Raw genomic sequence first — 11575 nt, 5'->3', positions numbered from 1 at the left:
GGCCGAACCAACCCCGGATACAGCACTACCGCCCGAATATTGCCTCTCGCGAGGACTTACGGGCGGTAGTGCTGGAAGGGTTCACACTGATCCCATCCGGCACACGGCAAGAGTAGTGCGCGCGTGCACGAATTGATGAGTATCAGACGGTCTGCTTCTCCCGAAGCTCCTTGATCTTGGCCTTCTTGCCACGGAGCTCGCGCAGGTAGTAGAGCTTGGCGCGACGGACGTCACCGCGGCTCACGACCTCGATCCGGTCGATCGCCGGGCTGTTGATCGGGTAAGTCCGCTCGACACCGACGCCGAAGCTGATCTTCCGAACCTTGAAGGTCTCCCGGAGGCCGGCGCCCTGACGGGCGATGACGACGCCCTGGAAAACCTGGACGCGGGAACGGTTACCTTCGACGACCCGGGCGTGCACCTTGAGGGTGTCGCCGGCCCGGAAGTCCGGAATGTCGGTGCGCTGCGACTGGGCGTCGAGAGCGTCCAGCGTGTTCATCGCTGCATCCTCGTTCTTTGGAGCGCACCGGGAGTTCGGTGCGCGGCTGGGTACTTCTGGCCCCTCACCACTTCGAAGGGCCCTCGACCTCACCCCGCGGCGCGGGAGAAATCGGCAACCTCCCTACTTTGCCACACCGGGAGGCGTGATCTGAAATCCGCCCTCGTCGAGCGTCTTCCTGTCCGCCTTGTCGAGCTGCTCGAACGGGTACGCCGCGAGCATGTCCGGCCGCCGGGACGCCGTACGGAGAAGGCTCTGATCGCGGCGCCACCGGGCGATCCGGCCGTGATCCCCGGACCGCAGAATGTCCGGAACCTCCCGCGAGCGCCAGGAGGCAGGCTTCGTGTAGACCGGCGCCTCGAGCAGCCCGGCGGCGTGCGACTCCTCGGTCAGCGAGTCGGCGTTGCCGAGCACCCCGGGCAGCAGACGGGTGATCGCTTCCATGATCACGATCACCGCGACCTCGCCGCCGAACAGCACGTAGTCGCCCAGCGAGACCTCGAGCACGGGCATCCGGGACGCCGCGTCGTCGATCACCCGCTGGTCGATGCCCTCGTACCGGCCGCAGGCAAAGATCAGATGATCGAGAGAGGCCAACGAGTACGCGTCGGCCTGCGTGAACGGCTTCCCCACCGGCGACGGCACGATGAGCGTCCCGTCCCCGACCGCGTCGAGCGCCTGACCCCACGGTTCCGGCCGCATGACCATGCCCGGCCCACCCCCGTACGGGGTGTCGTCGACGGTCCGATGCACGTCCGACGTCCAGGTGCGCAGATCGTGCACGGTCAGGTCGAGCAGCCCGGTCGTCCGCGCCTTGCCGATCAGCGACAGCTCAAGGGGTGCGAAGTAGTCCGGGAAGATTGAGATGATGTCGACGCGCATGTCTTACAGATCCAGGAGGCCCTCGGGCAGATCGACCACGATCTTGCCCCCGGCCACATCCACGGTCGGCACCATCGCGGTCACGAAGGGGATCAGCGCCGTGCCACCGGCCGCCTTCTGCAGGACGATCAGGTCGGAGGCGGGAGCATGGTCGATACGCAGCACGGTGCCGTGCAGGGTGCCGTCGGCCGACTCCACCCGCAACCCGGCCAGCTGATGGTCGAGGAACTCGTCCGGATCGTCCGGCGGCGTCAGATCCTCGCTGTCGACCTGCAGGAACACGCCGCGCAGCTCCTCGGCGAGGTTGCGGTCGTGGATGCCCTCGAACTGGGCGATCCCGCGGCCCTGATGCCAGCGGATCTCCTCCAGCGTGAGCTGCTTGGGCACGTCGAAACGAACCCCCGGAGCGGCCGCCGGGCCGGTGCTCACACGGCGGACCCGAGGGACCTCCGTCACGAACACCGACCCGGGGACGAAACGTTCTTCCGGTTCGTCGGTCCGCACGACCACCGAGACCTCGCCCCGGATGCCGTGCGGCTTACCGATCTGACCGACTACAAGGAGCACTCGAACTTCCTTTGCATTACGGCGAAGCCGTTCGGAAGCTCCGGTCAGTACGCGTCGACGATGTCGACGCGGATGCCGCGCCCACCGATCGACCCGATGACCTGCCTCAGGGCCTTGGCCGTGCGACCGCCGCGCCCGATGACCGTACCGAGGTCCTCCGGGTGCACGCGAACCTCGAGCCGCTTGCCGCGACGCGAGTCGACCAGCCGGACCCGGACGTCGTCCGGGTTGTCGACGATGCCCTTGACGAGGTGCTCCAGCGCCGGCCGGAGCGCCCCGTCAGCTCGCGTCGGCGCCGGCACCGGCCGGGTCCTCTGCGGTCTCGGCGACAGCCTCACGGTTCGGCTCGGCCGGGTCGACAGCCTTGGTCTGCTCCGGCTTGGCCGCGGCGGCCTCCGGCGCAGCGGCGGCCTTCTTGGCCGGCTTGGTGCTCTTGGCCGGGGTGTCGGCGACGCCGGCGGCCGACTTGGCCTCGGCCTCATACACCTCGGTGCGGCTCTGCTTCGGCTCCTTGACGAGCAGCGGCGGCGGGGCCGGCAGGCCCTTGAACTGCTGCCAGTCGCCGGTCTTCTCGAGGATGCGCTGCACGGCCTCGCTCGGCTGCGCGCCGACGGAGAGCCAGTACTGCACACGCTCGGACTTCACCTGGATGACCGAGGGGTGTTCCTTCGGCTGGTAGATGCCGACGTACTCGATGGCGCGGCCGTCGCGCTTGGTGCGCGAGTCGGCGACGACGATGCGGTACTGCGGGTTGCGGATCTTGCCCATCCGCAGGAGCCGGATCTTAACGGCCACGGTTCTCTTCGCTCCTGAATGACTGCGTGGTTGAGAATGGGCACCCCCGTGGGGACAGGGAAGCCGTCGTCTCGAGGACTGGCAGCGCAGAGGAGTTAGAGGGCGCCTCACGCGAGCCGAATACCAGAGGACCATTCTGCCAGATGGGAGGGAGGGAGTCCCAATCGGGCTCGGAAAAGCCATAAGCAAGGGCAAAGGGCAGATGTCGTAGCGGGGTGGGGGGTGCGGACCGTCGCTCCCGCCGAGGGTCGCTTCGCTCCACGTGCGTGAGTGGTTGCGCTCAGAAGACCAAGGTCGAGGTCAACGGCGGGCTACTACTGGGCGGTCCCAGCCGTCGGGCAGGTCTGTGGGGGTCGGCCAGGACGGGTCGGGGTTGAAGTTTGTCCAGGTGCCGTCGAAGGGGAAGTCGCGGGCCTCGAGCTGCTTGATGACTCGGAAGCCCTCGGACCAGACTGCCTGCTCGTCGGGGACCCAGTAGAGGTCGGGGTGAGCCAGGCGCTCTTCGAATTCGTCTTCGTCCTTCCACTGCCAGACGAGATCGCCCGTGGCCGGATCGGGGGTGGCGACGATGTCGAGATCCTGGTCGATCACGTCGATGCCGGCGACCGTGCCGTCGTCCCAGCGGACCGCGGACTCTTCCAAGTTGACGTAGTAGCTCTTGAAGGCGTCGTTCTCGGTGCGGAAGAACCAGACCGAGTGGTTCGCGCCGGCCGGGAAGAAGCGCAGCACACCCGGCCCGCGCCAGGTGGTGAACGTCGCCCGCTTGGCGGCCGCCTCCCACTCGGCGAACGACGGCATGTCCCGCGGCCCCCGCCCGTCGATCGTCGTCTCCAGCGCAGCCGCCGAGTCGCGGGCCAGCCAGACCAGCAGCCCGCGATCGTCGTCGGAGATCACCCGCACGGGGTTCACGAAACCGAGCCGGCCGTGGTGGGTGTCGCGGTGCAGGATGAGCCGGCCGGGCTCGAAGCGCATCAGTACGAGCGGGCCAGGTAGGCGACCAGGCCGGGTTCCTCGTCGGAGTCGGGCATGCCGCCGTCGGGACGGACCAGGCAGCGAACCGTGACGGCCTTGCCGTTGGCCTCCTTCTCGCCCGCCTCGCCGACCGCCGACCACGGCACCCGGGCCCAGCCGGTCTGCGCGGCCTCGATCGCCTCGCCCAGCGTCTTGACCTCGACCGTGTTCGCCTCGCGGAACGCCGCGGCCTCGTCGTACAGGCGCTGCTGGTCGGCCTTGAGGGCGCTGGTCACCGCGCCGGCCACGTCGGCCAGCGGCGTCGGGGTCTTCGAGCCGTCGATGCGGCGCGCGATCGTGACGCTGCCGTTGGCCAGGTCACGCGGCCCGACCTCGATGCGGATGGGGATGCCCTGAAGTTCGGCGTCGACGGCCCGGCGGCCGAACGGGATGTCGGCCCGGTCGTCGAGCTTCACCCGTACGCCCGCGGTCTTGAGCTCGTCGCGGAGCTTGCCCGCCGCCTCGACCACGCCCTCGCCCGCCTTGACCACCATGATCTGCACCTGGATCGGCGCGAGCCGGGGCGGAAGGCGCAGGCCGTTGTCGTCGCCGTGCACCATGATCAGCCCGCCCACCATGCGGGTGGAGGTGCCCCACGACGTCGTCCAGGCGTGCTCGACCGTGCCCTCCTTCGACGAGTACGTGATGTCGAAGGCCTTGGCGAAGTTTTGCCCGAGCTCGTGCGACGTGCCCATCTGCAGCGCCTTGGTGTCGCCCATCATGGCCTCGACGGTCATGGTGTTGGTGGCGCCGGCGAAGCGCTCGGCCCTGGTCTTGCGGCCGGGCACGACCGGGATGGCCAGCAGCTCCTCCATGAACGCCTGGTAGACGTTCCGGTGGATGTTGCGAGCGTGCTCACGGGCGAGTTCCTCGCTGGCGTGCGCGTCGTGGCCCTCCTGCCAGAGGAACTCGGTGGTGCGCAGGAACGTGCGCGGACGCAGCTCCCACCGCACCACGTTGGCCCACTGGTTGAGCAGCAGCGGCAGGTCACGGTAGGAGTCGACCCACTTGGCCATGAACTCGCCGATCACGGTCTCGCTGGTGGGCCGCACGACCAGCGGCTCGGCCAGCTGCTTGCCGCCGGCGTGGGTGACCACGGCCAGCTCGGGCGAGAAGCCCTCGACGTGGTCGGCCTCGCGGCGCAGGTAGCTCTCGGGGATGAACAGCGGGAAGTAGGCGTTCTGCACGCCCTCTTCCTTGATGCGCAGGTCCATGTCGGCCTGCATGCGTTCCCAGATGGCCCAGCCGACCGGCCTGATCACCATCGTGCCGCGCACCGGACCGTTGTCCGCCAGCTGGGCCTTCGAGATCAGATCCTGATACCAGCGGGGGAAGTCTTCTGCACGGGGAGTGAGCACACGGGCCATGACGCGACATCCTAGTCGCGTCGGTGCGCAACCCTGCGGGTGGGCATGTCGTGTCCTGGGTGGAAGGGGGTGGGGAATGCGACCGACCGACGAGTTCGACGACTTCTACCGGGACACGTCCCGGCGCCTGGCCCGGTACGCGTACGGGCTGACCGGCGACCCGGGCGATGCGCAGGACCTGGTGCAGGAGGCGTACGCGCGGGCCTGGCAGCGCTGGCGCCGGCTGGCCGACTACGAGGACCGGGAGGCCTGGCTACGGCTCGTGGTCAACCGGCTCTCGACCGATCGGTGGCGGCGCCTCGGCGTACGACGAGCAAGAGCCGCCGCCGAACCGCCCCAGCCGCACACCCCGCCGCCCTCGGAGAACACCGTGCTGCTGATCGGCGCGATGCGGACGCTGCCGATGGTGCACCGGCGCGCGCTCGCCCTGCACTACCTGCTCGACCGGTCGATCGCCGAGATCGCCCACGAGACCGGCGCGTCGGTCGGCACGGTCAAGTCGTGGCTGTCCCGCGGCCGGACCGGCCTGGCCGCCGCGCTCGGCGGCCAGGCGCCCGCGCTGGCCACGAACGGTCGCTCGCACGAAGCCACGAACGGAGCCGACGATGCCAGCTGAACTCGACGACATCTTCGCCTCGGTGGCCCGCGAGGCCGACGCGATCCCGCTCAACACGGCCGCCCAGGCCCGCCGGCGTGGCCGGCAGCGCTCCCGCAACGGACTGCTGGCGGCGGGCGCGGCGGTGTGCCTGGTGCTCACCGGTATCGGTGTGGCGGCCGGTCCCGACCGGCGATCCGACAACAAGACGGTCGCGCCGGCCCCGTCGGTCTCCACCACCCCCGCCACCGGCGCCCCGTTGCCGCAGGTGGGCCGGCCGATTCCGTACGGCCGGACGGCCGGGGAGACCGCGCCGGTGATCGTGAAGGGCCGGGTCTACGACTCCTGGAAGGTAGGCGACAAGATCGCGGTGGTCGCGGCCGACGCGCGCACGAGCGAGGTCGTCTGGCGGATCGAGGGGTTCGCGACCGGGGCCGACATGACCCCTTCGGTGACCGCCACGGACGACGCGGTGCTGGTCAGCTCCGGCGGCGGGCAGACCTGGGTGCTCGACCCGGCCGACGGCAGCTCGCGGTGGGACTTCACGAGCAGTCACCTGGGCGAGTGGGTGGTGCACCAGCAGGTGCTGGTCCAGCGGAACTCCGACACGGGCCGGGTCGACGCCTACGACCTGAGGACCGGCCGGAGCCTGTGGTCGATCAGCCCGACCGCCGACCGGGTCGACCAGGTGCTCGGCATGCGCATCTACGGACAGGAACGGCTCAGGGACGGGTTCACCGACAACCGGCTCGTCATCGTGCGCCGGTCCGGCCAGGTGCAGGTGCTCGACATCGTCAGCGGCGCGGTGCGGAAGATCATGACGCCGGTCTCGCCTCCGGCCGGCGGCACCGAGCTGATCGCGTACGAGGGAAAGCTCTATGACGGCGGACCGGGCTGCTGCGACACCGAGTCGTACCGGGTGGTCATCACCGACCTGGGCACCGGCGCCTCGAAGAAGGTCTTCCGCGGCGAGCTCGGCCACTCGTTCGGCGGCATGGCCGTCTCGGACCCGGACGCGGTCTGGGTGCTCGATCGTGAGGGCGACAGCGCGACCCGGGTGCTGTCCGTCAACACGCTGCGGGGCGGAGTGGCCTGGTCGGTGCCCGCGCCGGGCACCGGTTCGATCGCCGCGTCCGGCCTCGACACGCTGGTCGGCGGCGAAGGCGGCCCGGGCGTGCTGCTGGACGGCAACGGGCGCGAGATGTTCCGCACCTCCGACGGGGAGCCCGAGTGGCTGGACGGCGGCTATGTGCTGGTCATGCCGCCGCTGACCGGGGGTGAGGTGTCGGTCGTGACCGCCACCTACGGCACGGTCACCGGGCTCGGCACCCTGCCCGCGCGGACCGGCCCGTGCGTGCACACCCCCGACCGGCTGGTCTGCCCGACCGCGAAGGACCTGCGGATCTACCAGCTCAAACGATGACCTTGCCCTTGAGCACGATCCGGCTCGGCGCGCGGACCACTCGCAGGTCCGCGCGCGGGTCGGTCTCGTAGACGACCAGGTCGGCCAGCCCGCCCTCGACCAGCCCCGGGAAGCCCAGCCACTCGCGGGCCCGCCAGGACGCGCTGGCCAGAATCTCCTCGGCGGGCAGTCCGGCCTCCTGCAGGATCAGCATCTCCTCGGCGACCAGCCCGTGCCGGATGCCGCCGCCGGCGTCGGTGCCGACATAGATCGGAACCCCGGCCTCGTACGCGGCCCGGACGACCGACGGGAACCGCTGCTGCAGCGAGACCATGTGGTCGGCGTACGTGTCGAACTTGCCCCGGGCCCGGTCGGCGATCCCCCCGAAGGTCCGAATATTGATCATCGTGGGCACCAGGGCCGTGCCCCGCCGGGCCATCTCGTCGATCAGGTCGAGCGACAGCCCCGTGCCGTGCTCGACCGAGTCGATCCCGGCCCGCACCATGATCTCGACGCCCTCCTCGGAGAAAGTGTGCACGGCGGCCCGCGCTCCGGCCGCGTGCGCAGCCTCGACGGCCGCCGCCATGGTCGTCGCGTCCCACGAGGGCGCGAGGTCACCGGCGTCCCGCGAGATCCAGTCGCCGACCAGCTTCACCCACCCGTTGCCGGCCTTGGCCTGCTCGGTGACCGCGGCCCGCACGTCGGCCTCGCCCTCGACCTCGACCCCGACGTCCCGCAGATAGCGCCGCGGCGCCGCCACGTGCCGCCCGGCCCGGGCGAGCCGCGGAATGCCGTCCTCGTCCTCGAGCTCCGGATAGGGATAGGGCGATCCCGCGTCCCGCAGGGCCAGCACCCCCGCGTCCCGATCGATGGCCGCCAGCTCGCGCGCCTGATCGAGGCTGGTGATCGGCTTGGCCCCGAACGCGATCCCCAGGTGACAGTGGGCGTCGACCAGTCCCGGCACCACGAACCCACCGTCACTGATCGTCTCAGCACCCCGCACAGGCTCGTAGGTGACCGTGTCCCCCACCAGCCAGAGATCCCTGACTTCCCCCTCGGGTAGGACAGCCCCCCGCACATGTAGCGCCATAGGACAGTCCTACCCGATCGAGGCCTTAGCCGCGCGGGCGGGCGTGAGCCCTGATGCGATCTCGCTTCCGCGTCCATGCCGGCAGGTCCAGCGTGATGTCCCATGGCCGGTGGACCGTGACTAGTTCTTCCGTATGCAGCAGCTGGGAATACTGCCCGTCGTCCTCCAGCACGAACTGCGTGAAGGCGACCCGTTCCGAAAGCGGATCGATGATCCAATAATGCGGGATGCCCGCGCCGGCGTACTGCTTGAGTTTGTCCTCACGATCGGTGTGCTGTGAGGACTTGGAGATCACCTCGGCTACGAGAAGAACGTCGTCCGGCGGCACAGGTGAGGTGTCCGGCGCGTTCTCCGACAGCAGCACCACGTCCGGGCGAAGCTCCGTGTGCCGGGCAATGAGAACTGCCTGCTCGATGTTGAGAATGAACTCTTCGGGACAGTGCCGATCGATGGCGTATCCAACATTCTTGCTGATCAACTGGTGGATAGGCTTGGCATGGGGCGTCAAGACGAGTCTTCCTTCGATCAATTCGTATCGAAGATTCTCGGGAAGGCTCGCAATGTCGTCGACGGTCAAGTCACGTCGTTCGAGCAGGTGAGGGTCGACCAGCGGCAGAACAGCAGTCATCGATTCCTCCTCGATGGGATCGCGCTCGACCATACTAGACACCCGACTAGTTGCTCTATGCCATCTCGGCGCCGGCCATCGGCATGCCCGGTCGCTTCGGAGCCTACCCAGCAGCAGGCGCCACAACGTTTCGTCCGCGATACTCGAACGTCTGCGGCCACCGGTCAGAGAGCAGCGGAAGATCCAGGGTCACCGGAAACGGATCCTCCACCGCGAAGGGGCCCCGGGTGCTCGTCACGTCGTCGAGATCGCCGCTCGAACCCCGGCGGAAGACGGTCAGAGCCGCACCAATCGATTCGGCGGGCTCGAAGATCCAGTAGGCGGCTACGTCGCGCTCGGAGTAGGCGCGGAACCTTTCCAGCATCTCGGCGAAGAGCCAGTGCGGCCGCACGACGTCGACCACCAGCCTGATATCGCTGTCACCGCCTGGCCCCGCCACCACCAAATCCGGCGCCGGCATGGTTTCGCTCTCCGGCCAAAGCGCCGGCCGAGCCACCACATCGAAGCCTGGACGACAGGACGCCTTCAAGGTGGCCATCAGGGCGAGGCCGGCCAGATCCGATAGTGGGGCGCGGTCCCACAGATCGAGCCGGCCCTCGATCAGTTCGTAACGGCATTCATCCGGCAGGATCGACAGCTCGTCGACCGTGAAATCGACGTCGGGCAACACGAAGTCAGCAACCATAGTCGCATGGTAATAGTCACGCGACTATGGTGCGATACTTCAGGTCAGTTCTTGTCCTTGTCGTCCTTCTGCTGCTTCATCAGCTTGTTGAAGTCGAGGTTGGGCAGGTTGAAGCCGCCGCCCGCGCCGCCCAGGGCGTTCGGGTCGAGGCCCGGCGGGAGCTGGGGCATGCCGCCCGGGAAGCCCGCGGGCAGGCCGCCGCCGCCCGTACGGGGACGGTTGTTTCCGCCCTTGGTGCCCTTCCGCTTGTTCTTCGGGCTCTTCGTGGCCTTGCGACGGCCGCCGCCGGGCAGGCCCATCATGCCGCTCATCTGCTTCATCATCTTTTGCGCGTCGGCGAAGCGGTTGAGCAGCTGGTTGACGTCCATCACGGTGACGCCCGAGCCGTTGGCGATGCGGGCCCGGCGGGAGCCGTTGAGGATCTTGGGGTTGGTGCGCTCCTGCGGGGTCATCGAGCGGATGATCGCCGTGACCCGGTCGAAGTGACTGTCGTCGAGCTCGGCCAGCTGGTCCTTCATCTGGCCCATGCCCGGCATCATGCCGAGGATGTTGGCGATCGGGCCCATCCGCCGCACGGCGATGAGCTGGTCGAGGAAGTCTTCGAGGGTGAAGGTCTCGCCGGCAAGCAGCTTGCCGGTCATCTTCTCCTTCTGATCCTCGTCGAAGGCCTGCTCGGCCTGCTCGATGAGGGTCAGCACGTCACCCATGCCGAGGATCCGGCTGGCCATGCGGTCGGGGTGGAAGAGGTCGAAGTCCTCGAGTTTCTCACCGGTCGACGCGAAGAGGATCGGCTGGCCCGTGACGTGCCGGACCGAGAGGGCGGCGCCACCGCGGGCGTCACCGTCGAGCTTCGAGAGCACCACGCCGGTCACGCCGACGCCGTCGCGGAAGGCCTCGGCGGTCTGAACCGCGTCCTGGCCGACCATGGCGTCGATGACGAACAGGACCTCGTCGGGGCCGACCGCGTCGCGGATGTCGCGGGCCTGCTGCATCATCTCTTCGTCGATGCCGAGGCGTCCGGCGGTGTCGACGATGACGATGTCCTTGGCGGTGCGCTTGGCGACCTCGATCGAGTCGCGCGCGACCTTGACCGGGTCGCCGACGCCGCTGCCGGGCTCGGGCGCGTAGACGTCGACGCCCGCCCGGCTACCGACGACCTGAAGCTGGTTGACCGCGTTGGGGCGCTGCAGGTCGGCCGCGACCAGCATCGGCTGGTGACCCTGGCCCTTGAGCCAGCGGGACAGCTTGCCGGCCAGGGTGGTCTTACCGGCGCCCTGCAGACCGGCCAGCATGATCACCGTGGGCGGCTGCTTGGCGAACTGGAGCCGCCGCCCCTCGCCGCCGAGGATGTTGATGAGCTCCTCGTGGACGATCTTGATGATCTGCTGCGCCGGGTTGAGCGCCTGGGAGACCTCGGCCCCCCGGGCGCGTTCCTTGAGGTTGAAGATGAAGGCCTTGACCACGGGCAGCGCGACGTCGGCCTCCAGCAGAGCGAGACGGATCTCGCGAGCGGTGGCGTCGATGTCGGCGTCGGTGAGCTTGCCCTTGCCCCGGAGCTTGGTGAAGATGCCGGAAAGGCGGTCACTCAATGTGTCAAACACGGTGAGACATCCCAGTGGTCGTTAATAGCGGCGATGCCCGCAAGCCTAGCCGCCCGCGGGGAGCCTTACCGGTTCCGCATGCGGTACGTCTTCGCGGCCGCCTCGATCCGGCGCTGCGTGCGCGTGCCGGGGGCGATCGACTTCTTGGCCTTGGTGTAGAGGTAGTAGCCTCCGCCGACCGCGAGAGCGCCCACGATCAGGTAGAACAGCGCCGGCCCGATCAACGAGCTGACCACCCAGCCGACCACGATCACTCCGGCGATCAATGCCACCAGAAACGCCACGGCTTTACCCATCTCGGCCTCCCCGAGTCGAAGCTGCGGACTCCACCATGACGCACCGGGGCAACCGGGCGCATCGGTGGTAACCCTGAACCCGATGTCCGAAATGCCGCTATACCACCAATTCAGAGGGTGATGGGGGCGGCGCGCCGCAACTTCTTCCCGACGCACC

General features: G+C 68.7%; 14 protein-coding genes. 2 read left to right on the top strand and 12 right to left on the bottom strand.

What is annotated here, in order from left to right:
* Nucleotides 1–142: 142 nt before the first annotated feature.
* From rplS to proS, 7 genes are all read right to left on the bottom strand, one after another.
* Nucleotides 143–499 (bottom strand): 50S ribosomal protein L19, encoded by a 357-nt coding sequence (rplS, locus tag ACZ3I4_RS28955; RefSeq protein WP_465385182.1) that lies wholly within the window; start codon nucleotides 497–499, stop codon nucleotides 143–145.
* Nucleotides 500–622: 123 nt separating this feature from the next.
* Nucleotides 623–1381, bottom strand: a complete 759-nt coding sequence (gene trmD / locus ACZ3I4_RS28950; RefSeq protein WP_465385181.1) for a tRNA (guanosine(37)-N1)-methyltransferase TrmD — start codon at nucleotides 1379–1381, stop codon at nucleotides 623–625.
* A gap of 3 nt (nucleotides 1382–1384) precedes the next feature.
* On the bottom strand, nucleotides 1385–1948 hold the full coding sequence (rimM, locus tag ACZ3I4_RS28945) for a ribosome maturation factor RimM (protein ID WP_465385180.1): 564 nt from the start codon (nucleotides 1946–1948) through the stop codon (nucleotides 1385–1387).
* A 44-nt stretch (nucleotides 1949–1992) separates the two neighbouring features.
* Nucleotides 1993–2250, bottom strand: a complete 258-nt coding sequence (locus tag ACZ3I4_RS28940; RefSeq protein ID WP_014447131.1) for an RNA-binding protein — start codon at nucleotides 2248–2250, stop codon at nucleotides 1993–1995.
* Nucleotides 2228–2743, bottom strand: a complete 516-nt coding sequence (gene rpsP / locus ACZ3I4_RS28935) for a 30S ribosomal protein S16 (RefSeq protein WP_465385179.1) — start codon at nucleotides 2741–2743, stop codon at nucleotides 2228–2230. Before rpsP ends, ACZ3I4_RS28940 begins: the two co-directional genes overlap by 23 nt.
* A 300-nt stretch (nucleotides 2744–3043) precedes the next feature.
* A complete protein-coding gene (locus ACZ3I4_RS28930) occupies nucleotides 3044–3715 on the bottom strand; it encodes a ribonuclease FAU-1 family protein (RefSeq protein WP_465385178.1) in 672 nt (223 codons plus the stop codon).
* Nucleotides 3715–5121 carry a proline--tRNA ligase gene (gene proS, locus ACZ3I4_RS28925; protein WP_465385177.1) on the bottom strand — a complete coding sequence of 469 codons (1407 nt, stop codon included), beginning with the start codon at nucleotides 5119–5121 and terminating at the stop codon, nucleotides 3715–3717. Before proS ends, ACZ3I4_RS28930 begins: the two co-directional genes overlap by 1 nt.
* Before the next feature lie 76 nt (nucleotides 5122–5197).
* On the opposite strand from proS, the gene ACZ3I4_RS28920 reads away from it, so the two are divergent.
* Entirely contained in the window at nucleotides 5198–5737 is a 540-nt protein-coding gene (locus tag ACZ3I4_RS28920; protein WP_465385176.1) for a SigE family RNA polymerase sigma factor, read from the top strand.
* Nucleotides 5727–7139 (top strand): outer membrane protein assembly factor BamB family protein, encoded by a 1413-nt coding sequence (locus ACZ3I4_RS28915; RefSeq protein WP_465385175.1) that lies wholly within the window; start codon nucleotides 5727–5729, stop codon nucleotides 7137–7139. Before ACZ3I4_RS28920 ends, ACZ3I4_RS28915 begins: the two co-directional genes overlap by 11 nt.
* On the opposite strand, the gene ACZ3I4_RS28910 is transcribed toward ACZ3I4_RS28915, so the two are convergent.
* From ACZ3I4_RS28910 to ACZ3I4_RS28890, 5 genes are all read right to left on the bottom strand, one after another.
* Entirely contained in the window at nucleotides 7129–8208 is a 1080-nt protein-coding gene (locus tag ACZ3I4_RS28910) for an amidohydrolase family protein (RefSeq protein WP_465385174.1), read from the bottom strand. The genes ACZ3I4_RS28915 and ACZ3I4_RS28910 overlap by 11 nt on opposite strands.
* A gap of 25 nt (nucleotides 8209–8233) precedes the next feature.
* Nucleotides 8234–8869 (bottom strand): Uma2 family endonuclease, encoded by a 636-nt coding sequence (locus tag ACZ3I4_RS28905; RefSeq protein WP_465385173.1) that lies wholly within the window; start codon nucleotides 8867–8869, stop codon nucleotides 8234–8236.
* A 70-nt stretch (nucleotides 8870–8939) separates the two neighbouring features.
* The gene (locus tag ACZ3I4_RS28900) at nucleotides 8940–9521 is read right to left on the bottom strand and encodes a Uma2 family endonuclease (RefSeq protein ID WP_465385172.1); all 582 of its coding nucleotides are present in this window, start codon (nucleotides 9519–9521) and stop codon (nucleotides 8940–8942) included.
* Between the two features lie 44 nt (nucleotides 9522–9565).
* Nucleotides 9566–11122 (bottom strand): signal recognition particle protein, encoded by a 1557-nt coding sequence (ffh, locus tag ACZ3I4_RS28895; RefSeq protein WP_465385171.1) that lies wholly within the window; start codon nucleotides 11120–11122, stop codon nucleotides 9566–9568.
* Nucleotides 11123–11187: 65 nt separating this feature from the next.
* A complete protein-coding gene (locus ACZ3I4_RS28890) occupies nucleotides 11188–11418 on the bottom strand; it encodes a hypothetical protein (protein WP_465385170.1) in 231 nt (76 codons plus the stop codon).
* Nucleotides 11419–11575: the final 157 nt, after the last annotated feature.

It is taken from the genome of Actinoplanes sp. NPDC021490, assembly GCF_055562135.1.
Note: the sequence above shows the minus strand (reverse complement) of the source record. Positions and strands in the feature narration are given on the sequence as shown.